Origin of the sequence: Lactiplantibacillus daoliensis (assembly GCF_005405005.1) — a bacterium.
Lineage (GTDB): Bacteria > Bacillota > Bacilli > Lactobacillales > Lactobacillaceae > Lactiplantibacillus > Lactiplantibacillus daoliensis.
On the sequence record NZ_BJDH01000001.1, the window covers coordinates 296,055 to 318,218 of the forward strand.

Below are 22,164 nucleotides of genomic sequence, written 5' to 3' on the forward strand. Positions count from 1 at the left end.
CAAGAAGGCTTACATTGCAATATAAAATAATTTATTAATCGTCATCTGCTTCAAGGTCATTCAGCATTAGTAAGTTTTCAGAATAGTTAATAAACTGACGGAGTTTTGAGGCCGTTCGTAGACTGATTTGCCCACTTTCTAGTAAATGTTGCACCCCGGCACGCTCGGCACCTAGACTTTTGATTCTGAGTGTTTGGAGCTGACGTTCATAGTCGGCTCGTGACAAACTATGATCGGCTTTCGCACTCTCAATACGATTGCGGTAGTGAACAATCAAGTGGTACAACGCTTGTCGATCGAATTGTTGCGCATCAACACTGGTCTGTTTCAAATATTGTGAGAGTGACTTGATGGCAGCCTTAGAGGCCACCCGTTGAATGGCTAATTGTTCTGCTCGTAATTTATCACTATCAACGGGAGTCAGCCAAACTCGGAGGCTCTGCATCCCACGCGCAAACATTAACCGCAATGAACGTAGCGTTGGTAACACCGGCTTATGCGCCGCTTGTGACAACCGTTGTTCGCGGCGATCAATCCGTCGCAAATAAGCTTGTGCCCCTAATTTTGACGTTTCACCGGCGGCAACCATTTCCTTCACGGCTTGTCGTTCACCGGCTAACGCAACCAATCGTAACTGCATTTCATCCGTTAACATCGGCTGTAGCTCATCTGCGGTCTGTGACGCCACTTCCAAACGTCGAATCTGAAATTGTTGATCCAAGATCAAGTCGTAGGCGGCACGTTGGTTTTCGGGCCGTCGATGTTCCTCGATATTTTGAACCGCGAGTTGTAACACATAAATACGGGCCTGTTTATAAGTAAATTGTTGTGTTTGGGCTTCGCCTGATTCCTCATGATCATCATCCACGTCGGCACCTGGAATAACCACAGCGCCATCCTCATCTAGACTGGAGCCACGGGTCATAAATGGCAAAGACTTGGCCGCCATCAGCGGTAAGATTCCAGCCGCAGACACCAGACTCACAACAATCACCCCAGCAGCGATGAAGAGCACTAAAGCCCGTTCTGGAAAAGCATCACCATTGGCAATCACAGTTGGAATCGTAAAGACCCCAGCCATCGTAATCGCCCCACGGACACCAGACAACCCCGAAAGCGTGGCAATCCGTAAACTAGGCTTTGATTTTTCATGATTACGAAGCCAAGTAATCAACATATAACCATACGTCCACGCCACTCGAATCAGCAGTAAAATTCCCCAAACAATTAAGACATCAAAGACGGCATGCAGTGTATTCGTATGATTTCCTTCAATGGTCGCTTGCGTCGCAACTGGCAATTCAATGCCTAAAATCAAGAAAATGATCCCATTCAATAAGTAAACAATAATATTCCAAACTTTTTCCGTCACTAATCGTAGTTCTGGCGCATCTTCGGCCTCATGCGTGCCTTGTACGTGCGCTAAAACACCCGCAGCTACCACGGCAACAACCCCAGAAGCGTGGAACCATTCTTCTGCAATAAAGTAGATTGCGAAGGGGGTCAAAATTTGTAGGACCACGTTAAACACCGTATCATTGATACCTTCACGGCGTAAAACATCGCGGATGAGTTGAATCACCGTAATTAAAGCTAATCCAACTGCTAATCCGACTAAACTGATGTAAAAGAAATCACCAACGGCTTTACCCAGCACAAAACTCCCAGTAACCGCCGCTGCCAATGCATATTTAAACCCAATCAAACCACTGGCATCATTAATCAGGCTTTCGCCACTGACCAAATGCAAGATTTCTTTAGGCAGTTTAACCCCTTCAGAAATCGATTGCACCGCCACTGGATCGGTTGGTGAAAGAATAGCAGCCAATGCGATACTGACCGCTAATGGAATCGTAGGAATGAGGACATGAACTAAAAAGCCCCCTAAAATGGTGGTAATAAATACGAGCACGATTGCGTTGGCAAAGATCGCCCCGCGAAGTTCCCACAACTCTTGTTTTGGGAACTGTCTGCCATCGTTGTACAGCATCGGCGCAATGAAAACTAGCATAAACCAGTCCGTTTGCAGCTTAACTTGTACGTTTAATAATAAAGCCACTCCTAGACCCAGCCCGACTTGAATCAAACTGACCGGGATTGCGACTAGATAGTGGCTCAACACATTCGACAGCAGCACTAAACATGCCAATAAAATCACTAATTCAATGATCGGCATTAAAGTGGTTGCCTCCTTTATTCAATAATGTTTAATTAGACTAGGCATCTTCCCCGATAATCCGAACTTCGGTTTCGAGGTGGACCCCAAACTTCTCATAAACAACTTTTTGGACATAATGAATCATATCCATGTAATCGGTCGCGGTAGCGTGATCGATATTAATGATGAATCCGGCGTGTTTTTTCGACACTTGGGCACCACCAATTTGATGACCTTGTAAGCCGGCATCATGAATCAGTTTACCAGTAAAGTACCCAGTTGGTCGCTTGAAAACACTCCCGCAAGACGGCCATTCGAGTGGTTGTTTCGATGCCCGTAAGGTATTTAATTCATCCATCCGTGCCTGAATTGCTGGTTGCTTACCAGGCTTCAGCTTAAAGGTAGCCGTAACAACCGTATCATCATAATCCTGAACCGTACTATGCCGATAGCCGAAGTCGAGGTCAGCATTCGACAATGTCTTCAATTGGCCTTCGCGGGTCAATACAGTGACTTCTTCAATGACTTCGCTCATCTCACCACCGTAAGCACCGGCATTCATAAAGACTGCGCCACCAACACTACCAGGAATTCCAGCAGCAAATTCTAGTCCGGTTAGACTCGCGTGACAAGCGGCTTTAGTCGTTGCAATAAGAGCCGCACCGGCCTCAGCCACAACTTCAGTTTCACTGGCATGAATCTGAGACATTCTGGTTAAAATAAGGGTTAATCCGCGAATGCCACCATCTTTGACAATCAGGTTACTAGCATTGCCGATAACGGTTAATGGTAATTCGTGGCGATTGGCATATTCGATTAACTGCTTAGTCTCACTGATTGATTTTGGAAATGCAACGTAATCAGCAGGACCACCAGTTTTAGTATTTGTATAATGACTCAGTGATTCATCTTTTTTAATTTCAATGGCTGGGAAACTGGCCAACACATCTTGGGTCATGGGTAAAGTTCCTTTCATGGTTCAATTTACTTTTAATTGATTGTTTTTCCGTACCGCCAGTGACTGGTAGGCCTGCACACAGTGGGGTAACCACGAAGCCAAAATGCGGTCTTCGAGGCGGTTCTTCAACTTACCCAAACCGTAAGCTGAGGAACCCGACCCGTGCTGTAAGTTGGCCCAAAACGCCAACTAACACCACCTTCACTGTGTTTGACCTATCAGTCACTGGCTAAATTACGCGGCCACTATCTATCATCTTTAATTTTTACAGCTAAAAGCCTGTCGCAATTGATTCCACTTATCGCAGAACACAGCCATGCTTGCAAAAAAGACAATACTATGACGTTCAGTAGACTAGCGCAGGTTGCTCTAGATGATACCAAGTGGTGAATTTTAACTAGGTTGAGTGATCTCCTCGACTTAGTTAAAACCCGGCTCACGAAACTGATTTCGGCTCGTAAACGTGTCCACCACGTTCCAGTATCATCCAGAACAACTGAAGCGGAAAGGCAACTTCAATTTATTCAATTAATGATAGCACTTTTTAATCGCTTAATAAATGACGGCACACCGCATGACTCGTAATGGCTGACGCTGGATCTACTGGATTGGTGCCGTGCGTGGCAACTGCTGTTAAAAAGGCTCGAATCAATGGTGCGAAACCGCGTTTTTCTAATGTAGGCGTCCAATCTGGGAACGCCGTTGTGGTCGTTTGTGCCGTACGATAAGTCGTTAAACGACTTAAATCGCTAACCATCGCTCGTTTAGCGGTTGCTTGAACCGTCGACGTTTCAAGGTTGACCCCACCGCGCATGTTCGTCACAACTTGTAACTGCTCATGAGCAGTTTGTGCCGTAAAATAACCTTGTTCTAGTTTGCCGTCAGCACTTGCAACTATCCGACCGGTTGTGGTCACTAAAGGCTCGTCCAACAAGAATAATCCGGTATCCACACTATGAATCATTAAATCAAAAACGGCGGTTTCTACGTCCTGATCACTAGTTTCACGAACTTTTTCCACCATAATCAACCGTTTATCCGAAATTGCTTTCAACTGCTGATTCAACGGCGCAAATCGACGATTAAACCCACAGGTTAACAGTAAGTGGTGGGCCGCCGCTAAGTCATAGAGCCCCTGGACTTCCTGCAAATTCATTGAAACTGGTTTGTCGACATACACATTGATGTCCGCCAACAACAATTTTTTGATAATTGCTGCATGCGTCGCGGTCGGCGTATGCACAAACACCGCAGCCGGCTTGACCGCCATCAGGTCATCTAAAGTTGCATGCGTCTGTGTAAAACCATATTCTGCTGCTAACTGGGGCCTTTTTTCAGGATTGCGCGTCGTTAAATGAAACTCATACTGATCCTGCATTCCCGCCATCACTGGCAAATAAGCTTTTTGCGCAATATTGCCCAAACCGAGTACACCAATTTTTATCATATGAAATCCTCCAATTTAACTCATCGAATGCGGTACAATTGAACTATTAACAATAGAAAGGCGTTGACATTATGAAATTTATCTCTTGGAACGTCAATGGCCTACGAGCCGCAGTTAAACATGGCTTCGTCGACCGTTTTAATGAGCTGGATGCAGACGCGTTCTGCCTGCAAGAAACTAAACTCCAGGCTGGTCAAATTGACCTTGATTTACCAGGCTATCATCAATATTGGAATTATGCGGAACGCAAAGGTTACTCTGGCACCGCCATTTTTACTAAAAATGAACCCTTAAACGTCACTTACGGGATTGGTGTCCCTGAGCATGATACAGAAGGCCGCGTGATTACTTTGGAATACGCGGATTACTATCTCATTACTTGTTACACCCCTAACTCCGGCGGTGAACTCAAACGACTTGCCTACCGCCAAACTTGGGAAGACGCCTTTTTGGCCTACATTAATGGGCTAAACGAAAACAAGCCCGTCATTTTCTGCGGTGATTTAAATGTCGCCCACGAAAATATTGATTTAAAAAACTGGCAGAGTAACCATCATAGCGCCGGTTTCACCGATGAAGAACGTGGCAAATTTAATCGGCTTCTCGCTAGCGGCTATACTGATACTTTCCGTCACTTTTATCCCGATCAAACGGGCATCTATTCGTGGTGGAGCTATCGCGCTCATGCTCGCGAAAACAATTCCGGTTGGCGGATTGATTACTTCATCACCGCTGACAAGCTGAACGATCGCCTTTTAAACGCCCGAATTTTAACAGACGTGTTGGGTTCCGACCACTGTCCAGTTGAATTGGATATCAGAATCTAAAACTTGATTTTCGTGACTAATCCAAGTACGATTAGCCCATAATCTTTAGAAATGTAGGTGAATTGGTTGAATTTTGTCGCCATGGATTTTGAAACCGCCAGTGGCAAGCGTGATAGCGCCTGTTCATTGGCCCTCACCATCGTTCGCAACAATCAAATTGCGGATGAATTTTATACCCTGATCAAACCCGAAACCGACTTTTTCTGGCGCAACATTCAAATCCACGGGATTCATCCCGAAGATGTTGCCGATGCGCCCAAATTTCCAGCGGTTTGGGAACATATCCAGCCTTTTTTCCAGCGAGATCGACTCGTTATTGCACATAACGCGCCATTTGATACGGGTGTTTTACGTCAAACGCTGGCACATTACGGCATTAGCGCACCAGAATATCTCTCAATGGATACAGTAAAAACCAGTCGGAAATTCTATCCAGAACTGCCTAATCACAAACTCGATACCATGTGTCGTGCCTTAGACATTGAACTGCAACATCATCATAATGCGCTGGATGATAGTTTAGCCTGCGCGAACATTCTCATTACGGAAGCAGAACAGTTCGGTGCCGAACAACTCAAACCATTCGTTCGGGTCCAAGGTTAATTAAAAAGTGGGTCAAACAGCTATTAATGGCGGTTTGACCCACTTTTTTTAGACTTCTAACTAAGGGTTGCAAGTTAACAATGGCTGGTCGGCACCACTATGTCAGTAATCGGGCAATGAAAACTAGTCGATTACTGCCGCTTCCGGTTGTTACCGATAACATGCGGTCGTGGGACCGGTTCAAGCCTTAGAAACGCCTTGAACCTCGTCCGATGCTATCAGCAACAACCTCCAGCTAATTCTGTAAATCCGTTATTTACGCTTAGCGGAGTCAGTCAAAATCGATGTGCAGTGTCGGCAAGATTAGTCGGCATTCTTAGATGACTAATCTCGCGGTGCACTTCAAAGACGCGTTTTGTCGGCTTGGAAGTGAGGCGCCAGACCGTACCTTGGCTGGCGCCGTCCCCCACAGCACACCGATTTTGACTGACGGAGCACTAAATTTAGGTGAGTCTACTTTAGGCGTAATAGTTACTGGTACTGCTACCTTTGAGCCTTTAAACTTCTAAAACCATATCAATGGCGGCAACCTTTTTGCCGGTTGGATCAACGACATTATAGCTGGCTGGCGTTACTTGCTTGAACCCTAGATGCTGGTATAGCTTAGTCGCCCGCTCATTTCGCAACTGGACGGTCAACACTAATTGACTTAAAGTGCTGAAATCTTGGGCCCAATAAATCACTTCTTCTACCAGTGCCGTCCCTAAACCTTGACCCCAGTACTTTTTTAAGACTGCAACACCGACTTCACCTTTTTGTTTGATTAAATCGTCCGTTGCTTGAACTGTCCCGACCCCAATCAAGTCATCACCCAACGACGCCACAAAAATTGTATTCGTCGTCGTTCGGGTAATCTGTTCAATCTGACTACGTTCCTCAGCTTCACTTAACTCACCCAAACCATCATCAATCGTAAACGTATTTGACTCGGCTGCTAATTGCATCAGTAAGGTTAATAATTGCGCCGCATCGGAAGCTTCCGCTGGGCGGACATCGACAACTTCTGCTGTCATGCTTGTCACCCCTCTAATTTATCAACCAACTTTTGATAGTGGGTCCCGTTTGGTTCAAACTTAATTGTTCGCGTCTCATCTTGGTCATCCGTACGATTGAGTGCAATGCGCAAATAGTCGTTTGGGAGTAGGTCACTCATAAACTCTGACCACTCAACGACACTCACGCCATCGCCATCAAAATATTCGTCTAGACCCAAGTCCTCCGCACCACCATCTTCCAAACGATAAATATCCATGTGATACAGCGGCATCCGCCCTTGATGATACTCACGAACCAAGGTGAATGTTGGACTCTTAACATTTTTTTCAATTCCCAAACTTTTGGCTAGGCCTTTAGTAAAGGTCGTCTTGCCTGCACCTAAATCACCATCTAACAAAATTAAGTCACCCGGCTGCACTAATTGGCCAAGTTTGGCACCAAGCTGCATGGTTTGTTCCGGGGACGTGACTGTTACAGTTTTCATATTATTTTCAGCCATCCTCCATTCGATTTGCATTCAGATTGTCGGGATTTGTGCTTACTTGCCCGCCAAGTTCCAGCATCACCAGAACCAACTGGCAGGAGGCAATAACCACACGACCTCACAATCTAAATTTCCTTCTATCATATTATAAAAAAAACGCGAGAAACTTCAAAGACCAAGCTCTGAAGTTTCTCCCGCTTAACAAACTAATTAGGCTTCTAACCCTTGCGCTGCGGTAATAATCGCAACTTTATAGACATCTTCTTCGCTGGCACCCCGTGACAAATCTGAAACAGGTTTATTCAAGCCTTGCAAGATTGGACCGACCGCTTCAAAATTGCCGAAACGTTGGGCAATCTTGTAGCCGATGTTACCAGATTGTAATTCTGGGAAGACAAAGACATTCGCATGACCAGCAACCTTAGAACCAGGCGCTTTTTGCAAACCGACCTTTTCAACAAAGGCGGCATCAAATTGCATTTCACCATCAATAGCTAAATCTGGTTCAGCGGCTTGGGCTTTGGCCGTCGCTTCTTGAACTTTGGTAACCATATCACCCTTGGCAGAGCCCTTGGTTGAAAAACTCAACATGGCAATTTTAGGGTCAATATCAAAGACTTTGGCCGTGTGAGCACTTTGGGTAGCAATTTCAGCTAATGTATCTGCATCTGGATCAATATTGATGGCACAATCCGCGAAGACGTAGCGTTCGTCACCTTTTTGCATAATGAATGCCCCACTGATCCGATGTGAACCGGGCTTAGTCTTAATAATCTGCAAAGCTGGACGAACTGTATCACCAGTTGGATGCACCGCACCAGAGACCATCCCATCTGCTTTACCAAGATAAACTAACATGGTCCCAAAGTAATTTTCATCCTCAAGCATTTTTGCAGCCTGTTCCGGCGTATTCTTACCCTTCCGCCGTTCAACTAAAGCATCGAGCATCGCTTGCTTGTCAGCAGCAGGATAGGTTGCTGGATCGAGCACTTGCACACCCGTTAAGTCGACGTTCAAGTCCTTGGCAACTGAGTCAACCTTTGCTGCAGGACCAAGGACGATTGGTTTTACCAATCCATCTTTGGCTAAACGAGCCGCTGCACCAACAATCCGTGGTTCTGTTCCTTCTGGGAAAACGATTGTTTGATCTTTACCGGTAATCTTCTTTGCTAATGATGTAAATAAATCCATGAGATAGCCTCCAATAAATTAATTAATCTTTAACACTAACTTCTGCTGGCAATTGCCAATTGATCGGCTGTTCCCCAAATGATTCCAATGCTAGATTGGTTTTGGAAAACGGTTTGGAACCAAAGAACCCACGGTATGCGGATAATGGACTCGGATGCGGTGCCTGTAAAACGACATTGCGCTTAGTATCAATCAGGGAAATTTTGGAACGCGCAGCTTTGCCCCATAAGATAAAGACCACTGGCGTTGGCCGTTCGGAAAGCCGTTGAATCGCGACATCTGTCAGCCGTTCCCAACCTTTACCCGCATGAGAAAAGGCCACCCCATTTTGGACGGTCAAGACAGAGTTGAGTAACAAGACCCCCTGCTTGGCCCATGCTTCCAAATAGCCGTGATTGACTGGCGTACAACCCACGTCATCCTGTAATTCCTTGTAAATATTCACTAACGATGGCGGCACTTGTACCCCTGGTAACACCGAAAAACTCAACCCGTGAGCTTGATGCGGACCATGATAAGGATCCTGACCTAAAATAACGACCTTAGTGTCAGCAAATGGCGTCCATTCAAAGGCCTGAAAAATATTATACATATCGGGATGAATATTCTTCGTCCGATATTCAGTTTTCAAAAACTCGTGTAATTGATGATAATAGGGCTGCTCAAATTCCGGCTCGAGCACGTCCCACCAATCAGTGTGAATAAACGCTTTCATCCTTAACACCTCTAGCATTATTGTAGCATACTCAAAACGGCTAATGATAATAATTCTGAATTCACTTTCAAACATGGTAGAATGTAACTATTAAGACAACTAAGGATGTGACAACATGATTTCGATTATTGCTTCTGACATGGATGGGACCCTTTTGAATAATGAAATGATTGTTTCGGATTTCAACGCTCAAGCCATTCTCAAAGCACAGCAACAAGGCGTTCATTTTATCGTTTCCACCGGTCGCCGTTATTCCGAAGCTCAACCACTACTGGCTGCCCAGGGGATTACCGCCCCACTGATTACTTTAAACGGGGCAGAAGTGTTTGATGCTTCCGGTAAAATGCTCGATATGGTCCCAATCACGAAAACGGTCGCGCGGGCGATTTTCCACACACTTTCCTCACAGGGTTATTACTACGAGGTCGTGGGAAACGATGCCGTCTATTCCAATAATAAAGCCAAACGGGTCGAACAAATCGCCCACTTATTAACAAATTTAAATCCAGATACCTCGTTCAAAATTGCCGTCTCATTAGCTACTGCCCGCCTAGAACTCATGGACATCAACTATGTGGATGACTATAACGAACTACTGGAAGATCCAAAGAATCACATTATGAAGATTATTACATTCAGTCAAGACGGCCCTGCTAAATTGAAGCCACTCTCTGACGAATTACTCGCAAAGCATTCATCCATCAAGATCACCTCGTCCGCAAGTTCAAACATTGAAATTAACAACATCAATGCCCAAAAAGGGATTGCGGTTGAACGGTATGCCAATATGCTGAACACGCCAATGAGCAACGTCATGGCAATTGGGGACAATAATAATGATGTTTCGATGCTAAAACTTGCTGGAACGAGCTATGCGATGGGTAACGGTTCGACCGAAGTTAAACAGCTGGCAAATCACATCACCGATACCAACGTTAACGATGGGGTTGGTAAAGCCATTTTGGAAGTGTTAGCTGCACAATAGTTAACCGGGAAATGAGGGTTTGACATGCGTAAATTATATTTCAGTCGTAATAGTTTTGCTAAGGGCGCCCGTATCGTTCGCGATGACCACGGTCAACCACACTACTTACTCGTCGGTCGTTGGGGCCGACGTCAAGATGCACTCAGTCTCTATGCAATTCAAGGCGAACTACTCGCCGAAATTAAACAAACCTCACTCGGCCTTTTGCCGAAGTTTGATTTGTATTACAACCGTCAAAACGTTGGCTCGATTAGCAAAACGTTGGGCTTCTGGCACGAAATGATTTATGTTCGTAAACTGCGTTGGATCATCATGGGAAGTTTAAATAATGAAAATTATCGAATTTATCATGGGACCGAGCTAGTTATGACCATGCACCCTGTCATGACATCCAATGGTGAAGCCTTCGAACTCGCGATTACAGATCCGGCAACCGAACCACTGTGTATTTGTATTGCTGCGATTCTTGATCACTGGCAAAAGCCAACTAATCGCGCGCGGTCACGTACACCTCAAGAAGGCTATAACATGACATTTGGCGAAAGTAACTACACGCTACATCCACATCATAAATTACCACAAGCTTAAAGTGTCCTCGGATACTAAAAAATCGACCCTAATTACAGGGTCGATTTTTTGTTGTTTGATAGGCTTATTCAGTTAAACGTTAATCACTTTATTGAGAAAATCTTGTAATCGAGGACTCTTTGGATGATCAAAGACATCATCGGGCTTACCACTTTCTTGAATCAAGCCATCCGCCATGAAGACGACTCGATCAGCCACTTCTTTGGCAAAGCCCATTTCATGGGTCACCACGATCATCGTCATCCCACCAGCAGCCAACTTCTTCATGACATCCAAGACATCACCGACCATTTCAGGGTCCAAAGCGGAAGTAGGTTCATCAAACAACATAATCTTTGGTTTCATTGCCAAAGCCCGCGCAATCGCAACCCGTTGTTGTTGCCCACCAGATAATGAGTTTGGCATTGCATCGGCTTTATCGGCTAACCCAACTGTTTTCAACAACTCATGCGCCGTCGTATCCGCTGTCTCTTTAGATTCTTTTTTGAGTTGTACCGGTGCTAAAGTAATATTTTGCATCACACTCAAATGTGGAAATAAGTTAAAATGTTGGAAAACCATCCCAATATTTTCTCGGACCAAGTTGATGTTTGTCCCTTTATCAGACAAATCATAACCACTAATCACGATTTGCCCTTGCGTTGGCACTTCCAGATCATTTAAGCACCGTAAGAAAGTACTCTTACCGGAGCCAGAAGGACCAATCATGCAGACTACTTCATTATCTTCGACTTCTAAATTCAGCCCTTTTAAGACTTCATTGTCACCATAACTTTTGTGCAAATCTTTAACAATTACCTTAGCCATACTAACTCATCCTCCTTTGTACCCAATTTGAAAGCCACGTTAATAACGTAATGATAACCAAGTAGATAATCGCAATCATCAACCAAATCTTGAACCCTTCAAAGTTCCGGGCAATGATTAACGTCCCAGTTTGTGTCAATTCGACGATCCCAATCACGGATAGAATTGACGTATCCTTCAAAGTAATAATAAATTGATTAATAAACGATGGAATCATGATTCGGATCCCTTGTGGCATAATAACTTTCCGCATCGCTGTCCAATAAGGTAACCCCAATGAACGAGCAGCTTCCATTTGACCATTGTCAACGGCTTGGAAACCACCTTTGACGAAGGCCCCGGTATACGCCCCTTCATTGAGCATCAAGGTAATCATCCCGGCTATGAACGCTGGAATTTTAAACCCATGCCCAATCAAATCTGGGAACCCAATGTAGATGAAGAACGCCAAAACCATTAGTGGCATCCCACGGAAAATGTAGATAATCGTGCTGGAAATAGCTGGGCCAAGTTTACCAGGCATCACGCCTAAGACCCCTAAAATCATTCCCATAACAGTAGCTAAAATAATTGAAATAACCGTTAATTCCAATGTCATCCATAACCCATTACCAATAGTGCCTAGGTTTTGAGTAAATAGCCCAACAAAAGTCCGGCTGCTGGCCGTTTCACCAGTTAATGATGATTCACTGGAATGTAAATATTTATCAACGATCTTTTTATATTGGCCATCAGCCTTGATGGCTTTTAAACCGGCGTTGAATTTTTTGAGTAATTCGGCATTCTTACCCTTTTTAACCGCAAAGCCATAATCCCCGGCCTCATATTGTTTGGAAACAATCTTCAACGCAATCCCATTCTTGATCCCGTATGACATAACCGGATAATCTTCAAAACAGGCTGCGGAGTTGCCGACCTTCACATCGTTATACATGTTGTTAGAATCATTGAAATACTTGATTTTGAAACCATACTTGCTTTCGATCGACTTGGCATAAGTTGCACCGGCAGTCCCAGTCTTCAAGGCAACAGTCTTACCCTTTAAATCCTTGAAGTTCTTAACTGAACTGTCTTTAGCAACCGCCATGACAACCCCAGAAGTATAATAAGCATCTGAAAAGTCAAAAGTCTGCTTTCGTTCAGGGGTGACGTTCATCCCGGCGATGACCCCATCAACTTGGTTAGCACTCAACTGCTGGACGGCGGCACCGAAACTGATCGCTTTGAGTTTATAATTGATATTTTCTTTTTTGGCAATTGCATTTAAAATATCAATATCAATTCCTTTATACTTACCACCTTTTGCCTGAAATTCAAATGGGGCAAACGTGGTGTCCGTCGCAATGGTGTAAGTCTTGGCTTGAGCAGTTGACGCAAACGCGAACCAGCTACCGAGTGTGGCTAACACCATGACAACAGCAACTTGCCATTTTTTCATGATGGAGACCTCCTAATTCATTCTACCTGAACGGTATGTCATAAAATATAACATAGTTTGGAAGATCTAACCAACTCAAACTGTAATAATATTCTAATTTTAATTTAATGTTTGCGTTATCATTCATCTTTAACTTAACTTTCTTAATCTAAAGTCCTGATTCAATGAAGATATTAAGGAATCCGGCCATTTTTTACTATTATTAAGTTTTTTGATTTGAATTTACAAATTGACAAAGCCAACAGCATAATTGTAAGTCTATAAACTTGTTTATATTTTAGCGGGCTGGATGACTATTTCGTGTTAGGAACGTCGTAAATTGTAAACAGTCTTCTATTTCCGCCTGCCGGTTGGAACCTAAAACGCTGGAACGCCATGGTCCATTTTAAAGCCAAAGGACAGTCTTTAAAACTGGCCTTTTCCTAAGTCCGGGAAAAACCGCCCACACTAAGAAAAATATCATGGCTGAGCATTTTAGGTTCCAACCTTTCGGCTAAATCAGTTACTCACTATCTTTCCATGTACGACTTTCAAAAATAACATGTACTAGCTTTATTAGGATCATTATCTAAGCCCTGCCAGGTTATCCCTGACGCCACCGATGTGTTATTCGGAGTAACTAATAAGCTCTCTATTTTTCAATCCACCGCTGCACAAAATTAACTCAGTATAGTGAAGGTGGCGTTAGAGCGGCGATTTTTTGCCGATCTTACGCCACGGACTGCTCGGGACAATTGCGGTTTTTGTAACTGTTCCGGGAGAGGATTAAGACCGCTCCTCAAGCTTGATCCGGTTCCACGATTGCTGCCGTCAGCGACAACCGGAGACACAATGCAATAAAAAAACAGTGTCCCCACTAACGTTCAGTGAGTGACGCTGTTCAAGTGCTAATAGTGTTTCATGACACGATCAATTTGACGCTGTTGTTCGCGCTTTTTAATATCTTGTCGCTTATCGTATTCACGCTTCCCATGCGCGACTCCAATCAAGACCTTTGCAAAGCCGTGCTTGAGATACATCTTTAACGGAATAATGGTAACCCCTTTAGTGGTGGTTGCCTCCCCGAGCTTCTTAATTTCTTTTTTATGGAGTAATAACTTACGATTACGCAATGGGTCAACGTTAAACCGATTACCCTCAGCAAAAGGACTAATGTGGACATTCATCATAATAGCTTCACCATTACGAATCTGTACATACCCATCCTTGATGTTCACACGCCGGTCACGCACTGACTTGATTTCCGTCCCTGTTAAAGCAATTCCTGCTTCATAAGTCTCTTCGACGGCATAATCATGCCGAGCTTTCCGGTTTTGTGCGAGGGCGCTATCTTGATGCTTACCGTTTTGTTTGGCCATCAGCCTCACACCCCTAACGTCTAGCTAGTCTTAGTGGCGATTGTTTGAACTGTTCGTCGACCGACGACTGCTATTGTTGTTACTATGATTATTATTACTACTGTGATTACGATTATTATTGTTGCCACGATAACCGCCGCCATTACTGCTACGATTACCGTTGCTACTGCCGTTTCGGTTGCCATTACGGTTACTGCTGCCGTTATTGCCGCCATTCCGCTTATAGTTACCGTTACCACCGCGACGGTTGTTGCCGCGATAATTATCGTGGTGTTCCCGCTTTGGTAATAAATCAGTCTTAGGCGCTTCTTCAGGATTTAACAGTTTGAAGTCCACTTCACGCTGGTCCTTATCAACCCGCATCAATTGAACCTTAACTGGTTGTCCAATTCTAAATGTCCGATGGGTCTTGCGACCAACTAGTGCGAGTTGCTTTTCAACATATTCGTAATAGTCATCATCCATGACACTGATATGAACTAAACCTTCAACCGTATTTTCCAATTCCACGAACAAACCGAACTTCATCACGGAATCAACGACAGCGTCAAACTTCTCGCCAACGTGATCAGCCATGTATTCTGCCTTCTTCATTGAATCAACATCGCGTTCGGTGTCAATCCCACGACGTTCATTTAATGAAGTCGTCTCCGCAATATTAGGCAAATTATCACGATATTTAGCGCGTGCCTCTTCACCAGTGCCGTTTTCGGCATAATGGCGAATCAAACGATGCACCATCATATCCGGATAACGACGGATTGGTGAGGTAAAGTGCGTGTAGTACGGTGCAGCCAAACCAAAGTGACCTAAGGATTGATCAGCATATCGTGCTTGCTTCATGCTCCGTAACATCATCACGGAAACCATTGCTTCTTCTGGTTTGCCAGCAACTTTCTTCAAAACATCTTGCAACATCTTAGGTTTAACATCTTTCGAAGAACCGGTAACGTTAACACCAAAAGTCGTGACGAATTCGAAGAAACTGAGCATCCGATCAGCATCAGGCGTTTCGTGAACCCGATAAATAAATGGCACTTTAGCTAAACTGTAATGTTTGGCAACCGTTTCGTTGGCAGCCAACATGAAACTTTCAATCATGCGTTCTGCTAAACCACGAACCCGCAATTGAATATCAATTGGATGACCGGTTTCGTCAACGATGATTTTAGCTTCGTTATCATCAAAGTCAATTGCACCACGATGACGACGGTTCTTATAAAGAATCCGATGTAACTCACCCATCGTATCGAACATATCAACTAAGTCCGCATATTTTTCACGCGTCTTAGGGTCATGAGCTTCCAAGATCTGGTTAACACCATCATAAGTCATCCGTGCATGTGACTTGATCACACTTTGGAAAATCTTATGGTTGATGATATGGCCTTCTTGGTCAATTTTCATTTCACAACTCATTGCCAACCGTTCAACATCTGGATTTAATGAACAGATGCCGTTTGACAAACGCCGTGGCAACATTGGAATCACCCGGTCCGTCAAGTAGACAGAAGTGCCACGTTTAAAGGCTTCACGGTCTAATTCAGAGTTTTCAGTCACATAATGACTGACATCCGCAATATGCACACCCAAGTGGAAGTTTCCATTTGGTAACCGCCAAGCAACAACCGCGTCATCCAAGTCTTTTGATTCGGCGCCATCAATTGTCACTAATGGTTGATCAGTAATGTCTACTCGACCGGCTTTGTCTTCATCCGTCACATAATCCGGAATCCGGTTAGCTTCGTCAGTCACTTCTTCTGGGAAGACCGATGGCACGTCGTGTTGATAGACGACCTGCAAAACATCCATCCCAGGATCATCGACACTCCCGATAACTTGTTTGGCAATCCCAACAATCCGCGTTGGATGCTGAGCATCAGGATAAGCGGAAACTTCGGCGATAATGACTTCGCCTTCAGTTGGGTGAATCCCTTGTTCGGTGATTAAAAGTTCATATTTAGAAAGTTTCTTTTCTTTAATTTCAACTTTACCGATGAAACCGGCATTCTCCGTGCTGGGCACAAAGGCGCCGACGATTTGAGAATAATTCCGTTGGGTAATGCTGACGACTTTACCTTCTGGGCCTCGATCTGAGCCTGGACGTGCTGGCCGAATAATTTCGACTTGAACATCATCACCGGTAAAAGCAAACATTGTGTTATCTGGATTAATATAAATATCTGGCAAATCTGGATCGTAACGAACAAAACCAAACCCTTTATCGTTTCCGTGGAAAGAGCCGTCGACGAGTTTCGTTTCTTGAACCAGCTTAAACTGGTCATGGTCATCCGTTGTGACCAACTTTTTGCGTTCCATATTGGCAAGTTCTTTCACTAAAAATGTGAACGCTGTTGCCCCTGAAAGATGCAATTCATCGCTTAACCGTTCTACGCTGTAGCTACGGTCGGGATGAGCTTGCAAAAAAGTCAGGAGTTGTTCTTGTAAGTTAGATTCTGACATGTTTTACCTCATTTTTTTAATAAATAGTTTTTAAATACGTTAAGACAGCTTGTTCTAATTCATGGTGAGCGCGATTAACCGTAATGACATGGCCAGCTGCTGCAAACCAATGATAATCTACCGCTAACCCTTGGGCAGTCAACTGATCACGCAAGCGTGGCGCAACCATGGCGTCAATCAGCTCATCTTGACCCCCTTGACCAATAAAGAATGGGCGCGTTAATTGCGTCAAATGAGCTTGTACTTGGTTGGCTGTAAACCGCGTAATAGCAGCTAATTGCTCCTGTGACGCTGGTTGCAGTAACGCCAGTGCCCGTTGCTGTTCAACCGTTGTTAAGCCTTGTTGTGCAAACTGACGCGCACTCAGGGTCATAAACATCGCTGGAACATTACTATGGGCGCTTGGCAAAATGGGTGAACTGAAAACACCACCGCCAAGCAAGGCCGAGTCATTTTCCAAGGCCATGGTCGCAAAAATGCCACCAAGCGATAGCCCAAAGATACTAATTTTAGTATAGCCTTTTTGACGTACAAATGATATTGCCTGTTGCGTATCTTGCCACCATTGTTCAGGTGAGCCGTCACGCAAAATATCACGCGGATCACCGGTGGCATGACCGCTAAATTGTGGCGCGTAAATACTATAATTTTCTCGTTCCAAGGCTCGTGCTAGCAAGCGCACATCATTGGCACTCCCAGAATAAGCATGCAACAAAATAACGGCATTGTCACCATGTTCAAAGAAAAAAGGTTCCGGTCGTTTTAACACAATTGCACCTTCTTAAAAAAAAACCTCCTGAAATCACAGGAGGACAGTCACTTACTTCGATGAGTACCATGCTAATGCGAGCGCTGCAACAAAGAATACAATTCCCAGTACAACGGTTACTTTTTGCATGAAAGCTTCAAAACCACGTGGCTTTTGCTTGGCGAACAAATCGTCAGCACCACCAGTCAATGAAGACATGGCATCATTTGTTTTAGATGGTTGCATCATTACCGCAATAATAATCAGTACGGAAACGACCAATATTAACGTCATCAGTATATTATACAATTCAAGTGCCTCCTAAAGAGTCCGCTATGTCTATAACAATTTAACATATTTAGCGTCATTTTTCCAGTCACGTGCGCAATTACTTACATTCTAAAGCAAATCAGGTTGGGCTAACATTCAATTGATCAATTTGATGGCGAACCCAGGCACGATTGCTCCGATCGGTCAAAATAATTAGCGTATCGCCCGCACGAATCAAGGTGTCCCCATGCGGAATCACTTGTCGCTCACCACGCCGAATCGCAATCAATAAAGATTCTTTAGGCCATTTGAAATCTCGAACCTGATGACCTTCAAATGCAGCACCCTCAAAAATTGGAATTTCCAGGCGATCCTGGACACCACTATGTTCAGGCAGCTTCGGCTGAGTCAATTTTTCCAGCAAGGCTTCATAGATTGGCGCCCCGCCCAGTAAATCAACTACCAGATACGCGGTCATTGAAACAACTGCAAGTGGCATCAAGTGGTGTAACGTGCCGACCATCTCCGTGATCAATAAAATAGCCGTAAAAGGGGCTTTCCCAATACCGGCAAAATACCCAGCCATCGCAAAAATGATAAAGTTTGAGACGAAACTTGCAGGCATCCAACCAATCGCAACCATTGATTGCGCGTAAATAGCACCTAGGATCGCCCCCAGCGATAGAATTGGCAAGAAAATCCCACCTGGTAGCCCTGAGCCATAAGAAAGTGTTGAAAAAACAAAGCGAAGGACAAAGATACCAATTAACGGTAACAGTGCTGGTGTAATGGCCGCAATGTTCAAAATAACTGCATTCCCGCCGCCAAGCAGCTTCGGCCACAGTAGCCCAATCGGAATAATCAATAGAAACGGCACCACCCCATCCAACCAGCTAGGCAATCTTAATCTTGAATACCAACTGGGCATCGCCAGTGTCACATTTTGATATAGATAACCAAAGACCCCTAGAAAAACACCCAAACCAATCAAATTACCGTACTGACTCAACGGTAAATTCGTGGCATACGGAATATGTAATACCGGGACTAGTCCGAAAAAGTTGAGTGAAACAAAGTTGGCTGCAATCGCACTAGCCAAAGCAGTGGTCCAAATAATCGGTGAAAAGTTATGATAAACCTCTTCCAATACAAATAAGGTACTGGCAATCGGCGCATTGAATGCGGCCGATAAACCGGCGGCAGCCCCACCAGCAATCAAGGAACGCCGGTCAGCGCCTGTTTGGTGGGTCGTTTCTGCAAAACCTTGCCCAATAGTTGCCCCTAACTGAATAGAGGGGCCTTCCCGTCCTAAAAACAGGCCAGAACCGATACCTAAAATCCCCCCAACAAATTTCCGCCACAGGACTGGCCACCAAGCATAGTCGAGTTCTCCCGCGAGTTGTCCTTCAACTTGCGGAATCCCTGAACCTTTTATATCTGGGAGTTGCTTAACCAATAAGCCGATAAAAATAGCGACTGCCAAACTAATTACGAGCCATGGTAATACTAGCCAAGGAGTCTGCACAATTTGGCCGTATACCCATTGCACCAATTTCAGTCCTTTTTCAATACTGAATCTGAAAATACTGACCACGATACCAGAAAGGAGCCCAACTAACAATCCCCGACCAATCGCACCAAAGCGAGTAAAATCGAAATGGCGCTGTTTTGGTTGATGTTGGATTTTCACGGATTAACCCTCACTTTCATGTTTGACCAGTTGTGTTAAACGTTGCGTCAAGGTCGTCAGTGTCACTTGATCAGCTCCCATGACCTGTTTAATTTGGGCCGGTCCATCAGCACGCCAGAACAGGCCAATCAGTAATGACGAGACCAAATCTGGTAACTTCAAGGTTTCCTGTAAGCCAGCTAGACAATCTGAATCACCATCAAACGCTTGTAACACAAGCGGGACTAATTCTGTTTCAGCTGGTCCGACCATCGCAGTTTGAAACTGTCGAAAACCAACTTTTCCCGTCGTGACAATGATATTCTCACCGTTTAGTTGCCCATGGACAAAGCAAGACTTCGCTACTGGATGCGTTGCAAGGTATGACTCGCGTTCAGCAGCAAAGGTAGGTCCTAAATCCGACCATGCAGCTTGATTTGCCAATTCTGATACTTTGACGCGATTAAAGTCAGCCACCTCGCCATTAAGTTGACGCAATGCCGTCCCAATCTGACGACCCAAAGTTGATTTAGCTAAAGGCTCGGCAGTGTTGATAAATTCAGTTAATGAAATGCCAACTAATGGCCGATAAATCACATAATAAAATTGATAACGATCAAAAATGAAGCCAGCATGTAAAAGCGTTGGTCCCGTCAATTGTAAACGTGCTAGACGTGCCAGACTAAATTTCTCTGTCTGGTACCGGTCTCTAGTCTGCGCTGCCACCGACGTCGGTGGAAAAATAGCAATCTGAGTGGCTCCCACTGAAAAAGTTGCTGTAAATGCTGTCTCAACGAGTTCCGGCGTCTTAAATGGTTCATTTTCACTCCGATAAATTTGTTGAATTAAAGCTTCAAATGCTGCTGGTGTCGCTGCTGCCGCCTGCCAGTCTGCCCACTGGTCGATTTGCTGTTTGAAATAATCCATACGTTTTCAATGGCTCCTTTAAAATACTCGTATCTTATTTTACCACGATAACTCACTCATTAACGGAATAAACCCGAGGCACTTCCGATTGGACAAAAAAAGAGCCGCTCGAGATGAGCGACTCTTCACTTAGAACAATAACCTATTACTTGTTTGCAATAGCGTTACGAGCGTCTTCGCTTAAGTTGTAGAACCCAGCAAGACCCTTGTATTCTGAAGTGCTTTCAAGTTGGTCTTCGATCCGCATTAATTGATTGTATTTAGCAATCCGTTCAGTACGGCTCATTGAACCAGTCTTGATTTGGCCAGCGTTCATTGCGACAACTAAGTCAGCAATGGTCGTGTCTTCAGTTTCACCAGAACGGTGAGAAACGATGGCAGTGTAGCCAGCTTGTTTAGCCATTTCGATAGCTTCAACAGTTTCAGTCAAAGTACCAATTTGGTTAACCTTGATTAAGATAGCGTTGGCAACGCCCATCTTGATCCCCTTAGCAAGGTAGTCAGTGTTAGTAACGAACAAGTCATCACCAACGATTTGAACCTTCTTGCCAAGCTTTTCAGTAGCCATTTGCCAGTCTCCCCAGTTGTTTTCATCCAAAGGATCTTCGATGGAAATGATTGGGTACTTGTCAACGATGCTGTCAAGTAAGTCAACGAATTCTTCGGCAGTAAATGATTTCCCATTTTCGCCTTCACCCTTTAAGTCATACTTGCCAGTTTCTTCGTTGTAGAATTCAGAAGCGGCACAGTCGAAGGCAATTGAGATATCCTTGCCTGGCTTGTAGCCGGCACGTTCGATAGCTTCAATTAAGATTTCGAATGGTTCTTCGTTGTTCTTCAAGTCAGGAGCGAAACCACCTTCATCACCAACAGCAGTTGAGTAACCGCGTTCGTTTAAGATAGCTTTCAAATTATGGAAAGTTTCTGAACCCATCCGAACAGCTTCTTTAACTGAAGAAGCACCAACAGGCATGATCATGAATTCTTGGAAGTCCACGTCGTTGTTAGCGTGAGCACCACCATTGATAACGTTCATCATTGGTGCTGGCAAGACATGCGCATTGAAACCGCCAAGGTAGTTGTATAATGGCATTTCAAGTTCGTCAGCAGCAGCACGTGCAGCAGCGATAGAAACACCTAAGATAGCGTTAGCGCCTAACTTAGCTTTGTTTGGAGTACCGTCTAATTTGATCATAGCTTGGTCAATGGCACGTTGGTCAGTTACATCATAGCCAACGATTTCTTTGGCGATTAACTTGTTAACATTGTCAACGGCCTTAGTAACACCTTTGCCCATGAAACGGCTCTTGTCACCATCACGTAATTCAACGGCTTCATGTTCACCGGTTGAAGCACCTGAAGGAACGATACCGCGACCAAAAGCGCCGCTTTCAGTATATAATTCAACTTCGACAGTTGGGTTGCCACGTGAGTCTAAGACTTCGCGAGCATAAATATCTGTAATAATAGACATTAAATTCTCTCCTTAATTTTACTGTAATAGGTTCATCCCTATTATAGAAAGTTGTGAC

20 protein-coding genes are annotated in these 22,164 nt (G+C 44.4%); 4 read left to right on the forward strand and 16 right to left on the reverse strand.

Annotation, left to right across the window (positions count from 1 at the left end; translation table 11 throughout):
- Window positions 1–34: 34 nt before the first annotated feature.
- The 3 genes from FFM64_RS01445 to FFM64_RS01455 all read right to left on the reverse strand — a co-directional run bounded on the left by FFM64_RS01445 (window position 35) and on the right by FFM64_RS01455 (window position 4,563).
- Window positions 35–2,176, reverse strand: coding sequence for a cation:proton antiporter (locus FFM64_RS01445; RefSeq protein WP_137606216.1), 2,142 nt, complete (start codon window positions 2,174–2,176; stop codon window positions 35–37).
- A gap of 40 nt (window positions 2,177–2,216) precedes the next feature.
- A complete protein-coding gene (gene murB, locus FFM64_RS01450) occupies window positions 2,217–3,116 on the reverse strand; it encodes a UDP-N-acetylmuramate dehydrogenase (protein WP_137606378.1) in 900 nt (299 codons plus the stop codon).
- A gap of 544 nt (window positions 3,117–3,660) precedes the next feature.
- Window positions 3,661–4,563 (reverse strand): Gfo/Idh/MocA family protein, encoded by a 903-nt coding sequence (locus FFM64_RS01455; protein ID WP_137606217.1) that lies wholly within the window; start codon window positions 4,561–4,563, stop codon window positions 3,661–3,663.
- Between the two features lie 71 nt (window positions 4,564–4,634).
- On the opposite strand from FFM64_RS01455, the gene FFM64_RS01460 reads away from it, so the two are divergent.
- A complete protein-coding gene (locus FFM64_RS01460) occupies window positions 4,635–5,390 on the forward strand; it encodes an exodeoxyribonuclease III (protein WP_137606218.1) in 756 nt (251 codons plus the stop codon).
- 66 nt (window positions 5,391–5,456) lie between these two features.
- Window positions 5,457–5,993, forward strand: a complete 537-nt coding sequence (locus tag FFM64_RS01465) for a 3'-5' exonuclease (protein ID WP_137606379.1) — start codon at window positions 5,457–5,459, stop codon at window positions 5,991–5,993.
- Between the two features lie 497 nt (window positions 5,994–6,490).
- Here FFM64_RS01465 and FFM64_RS01470 read toward each other — a convergent pair whose 3' ends face one another.
- The 4 genes from FFM64_RS01470 to FFM64_RS01485 all read right to left on the reverse strand — a co-directional run bounded on the left by FFM64_RS01470 (window position 6,491) and on the right by FFM64_RS01485 (window position 9,379).
- Complete coding sequence (locus FFM64_RS01470) at window positions 6,491–7,006, reverse strand: GNAT family N-acetyltransferase (RefSeq protein WP_137606219.1); 516 nt, start codon at window positions 7,004–7,006, stop codon at window positions 6,491–6,493.
- 5 nt (window positions 7,007–7,011) lie between these two features.
- Window positions 7,012–7,473: a tRNA (adenosine(37)-N6)-threonylcarbamoyltransferase complex ATPase subunit type 1 TsaE gene (gene tsaE, locus FFM64_RS01475; RefSeq protein WP_137606220.1), complete on the reverse strand. Its 462-nt coding sequence runs from the start codon at window positions 7,471–7,473 to the stop codon at window positions 7,012–7,014.
- Window positions 7,474–7,683: 210 nt separating this feature from the next.
- On the reverse strand, window positions 7,684–8,664 hold the full coding sequence (gene pta / locus FFM64_RS01480; protein WP_137606221.1) for a phosphate acetyltransferase: 981 nt from the start codon (window positions 8,662–8,664) through the stop codon (window positions 7,684–7,686).
- 22 nt (window positions 8,665–8,686) lie between these two features.
- Window positions 8,687–9,379: a uracil-DNA glycosylase gene (locus FFM64_RS01485; RefSeq protein WP_137606222.1), complete on the reverse strand. Its 693-nt coding sequence runs from the start codon at window positions 9,377–9,379 to the stop codon at window positions 8,687–8,689.
- A 115-nt stretch (window positions 9,380–9,494) separates the two neighbouring features.
- Between FFM64_RS01485 and FFM64_RS01490 the strand changes: the two genes are divergently transcribed.
- Entirely contained in the window at window positions 9,495–10,364 is an 870-nt protein-coding gene (locus tag FFM64_RS01490; protein WP_137606223.1) for a Cof-type HAD-IIB family hydrolase, read from the forward strand.
- A 24-nt stretch (window positions 10,365–10,388) separates the two neighbouring features.
- On the forward strand, window positions 10,389–10,952 hold the full coding sequence (locus tag FFM64_RS01495) for an LURP-one-related/scramblase family protein (RefSeq protein WP_137606224.1): 564 nt from the start codon (window positions 10,389–10,391) through the stop codon (window positions 10,950–10,952).
- A gap of 72 nt (window positions 10,953–11,024) precedes the next feature.
- Here FFM64_RS01495 and FFM64_RS01500 read toward each other — a convergent pair whose 3' ends face one another.
- The 9 genes from FFM64_RS01500 to eno all read right to left on the reverse strand — a co-directional run bounded on the left by FFM64_RS01500 (window position 11,025) and on the right by eno (window position 22,106).
- Entirely contained in the window at window positions 11,025–11,759 is a 735-nt protein-coding gene (locus FFM64_RS01500; RefSeq protein WP_137606225.1) for an amino acid ABC transporter ATP-binding protein, read from the reverse strand.
- Between the two features lies 1 nt (window position 11,760).
- Window positions 11,761–13,197 carry an amino acid ABC transporter substrate-binding protein/permease gene (locus FFM64_RS01505; protein ID WP_137606226.1) on the reverse strand — a complete coding sequence of 479 codons (1,437 nt, stop codon included), beginning with the start codon at window positions 13,195–13,197 and terminating at the stop codon, window positions 11,761–11,763.
- Window positions 13,198–14,084: 887 nt separating this feature from the next.
- Window positions 14,085–14,555 carry an SsrA-binding protein SmpB gene (smpB, locus tag FFM64_RS01510; protein WP_137606227.1) on the reverse strand — a complete coding sequence of 157 codons (471 nt, stop codon included), beginning with the start codon at window positions 14,553–14,555 and terminating at the stop codon, window positions 14,085–14,087.
- A gap of 30 nt (window positions 14,556–14,585) precedes the next feature.
- On the reverse strand, window positions 14,586–17,018 hold the full coding sequence (rnr, locus tag FFM64_RS01515) for a ribonuclease R (RefSeq protein WP_137606228.1): 2,433 nt from the start codon (window positions 17,016–17,018) through the stop codon (window positions 14,586–14,588).
- A 16-nt stretch (window positions 17,019–17,034) separates the two neighbouring features.
- On the reverse strand, window positions 17,035–17,790 hold the full coding sequence (locus tag FFM64_RS01520) for an alpha/beta hydrolase (protein WP_137606229.1): 756 nt from the start codon (window positions 17,788–17,790) through the stop codon (window positions 17,035–17,037).
- A 48-nt stretch (window positions 17,791–17,838) separates the two neighbouring features.
- Complete coding sequence (gene secG, locus FFM64_RS01525) at window positions 17,839–18,075, reverse strand: preprotein translocase subunit SecG (protein ID WP_137606230.1); 237 nt, start codon at window positions 18,073–18,075, stop codon at window positions 17,839–17,841.
- Between the two features lie 100 nt (window positions 18,076–18,175).
- Window positions 18,176–19,720 carry a ClC family H(+)/Cl(-) exchange transporter gene (locus FFM64_RS01530; RefSeq protein WP_171000256.1) on the reverse strand — a complete coding sequence of 515 codons (1,545 nt, stop codon included), beginning with the start codon at window positions 19,718–19,720 and terminating at the stop codon, window positions 18,176–18,178.
- A gap of 9 nt (window positions 19,721–19,729) precedes the next feature.
- The gene (locus tag FFM64_RS01535) at window positions 19,730–20,632 is read right to left on the reverse strand and encodes a phosphotransferase (protein ID WP_137606232.1); all 903 of its coding nucleotides are present in this window, start codon (window positions 20,630–20,632) and stop codon (window positions 19,730–19,732) included.
- A gap of 145 nt (window positions 20,633–20,777) precedes the next feature.
- Complete coding sequence (gene eno / locus FFM64_RS01540) at window positions 20,778–22,106, reverse strand: phosphopyruvate hydratase (protein ID WP_137606233.1); 1,329 nt, start codon at window positions 22,104–22,106, stop codon at window positions 20,778–20,780.
- Window positions 22,107–22,164 lie beyond the last annotated feature (58 nt).

Bases quoted from the DNA above. Each gene is read 5' to 3' on its own strand.
- FFM64_RS01445 (WP_137606216.1), bottom strand. From the start codon at position 2,176: ATGCCGATCATTGAATTAGTGATTTTATTGGCATGTTTAGTGCTGCTG.
- murB (WP_137606378.1), bottom strand. From the start codon at position 3,116: ATGACCCAAGATGTGTTGGCCAGTTTCCCAGCCATTGAAATTAAAAAA.
- FFM64_RS01455 (WP_137606217.1), bottom strand. From the start codon at position 4,563: ATGATAAAAATTGGTGTACTCGGTTTGGGCAATATTGCGCAAAAAGCT.
- FFM64_RS01460 (WP_137606218.1), top strand. From the start codon at position 4,635: ATGAAATTTATCTCTTGGAACGTCAATGGCCTACGAGCCGCAGTTAAA.
- FFM64_RS01470 (WP_137606219.1), bottom strand. From the start codon at position 7,006: ATGACAGCAGAAGTTGTCGATGTCCGCCCAGCGGAAGCTTCCGATGCG.
- tsaE (WP_137606220.1), bottom strand. From the start codon at position 7,473: ATGAAAACTGTAACAGTCACGTCCCCGGAACAAACCATGCAGCTTGGT.
- pta (WP_137606221.1), bottom strand. From the start codon at position 8,664: ATGGATTTATTTACATCATTAGCAAAGAAGATTACCGGTAAAGATCAA.
- FFM64_RS01485 (WP_137606222.1), bottom strand. From the start codon at position 9,379: ATGAAAGCGTTTATTCACACTGATTGGTGGGACGTGCTCGAGCCGGAA.
- FFM64_RS01490 (WP_137606223.1), top strand. From the start codon at position 9,495: ATGATTTCGATTATTGCTTCTGACATGGATGGGACCCTTTTGAATAAT.
- FFM64_RS01495 (WP_137606224.1), top strand. From the start codon at position 10,389: ATGCGTAAATTATATTTCAGTCGTAATAGTTTTGCTAAGGGCGCCCGT.
- FFM64_RS01500 (WP_137606225.1), bottom strand. From the start codon at position 11,759: ATGGCTAAGGTAATTGTTAAAGATTTGCACAAAAGTTATGGTGACAAT.
- FFM64_RS01505 (WP_137606226.1), bottom strand. From the start codon at position 13,197: ATGAAAAAATGGCAAGTTGCTGTTGTCATGGTGTTAGCCACACTCGGT.
- smpB (WP_137606227.1), bottom strand. From the start codon at position 14,555: ATGGCCAAACAAAACGGTAAGCATCAAGATAGCGCCCTCGCACAAAAC.
- rnr (WP_137606228.1), bottom strand. From the start codon at position 17,018: ATGTCAGAATCTAACTTACAAGAACAACTCCTGACTTTTTTGCAAGCT.
- FFM64_RS01535 (WP_137606232.1), bottom strand. From the start codon at position 20,632: ATGGATTATTTCAAACAGCAAATCGACCAGTGGGCAGACTGGCAGGCG.
- eno (WP_137606233.1), bottom strand. From the start codon at position 22,106: ATGTCTATTATTACAGATATTTATGCTCGCGAAGTCTTAGACTCACGT.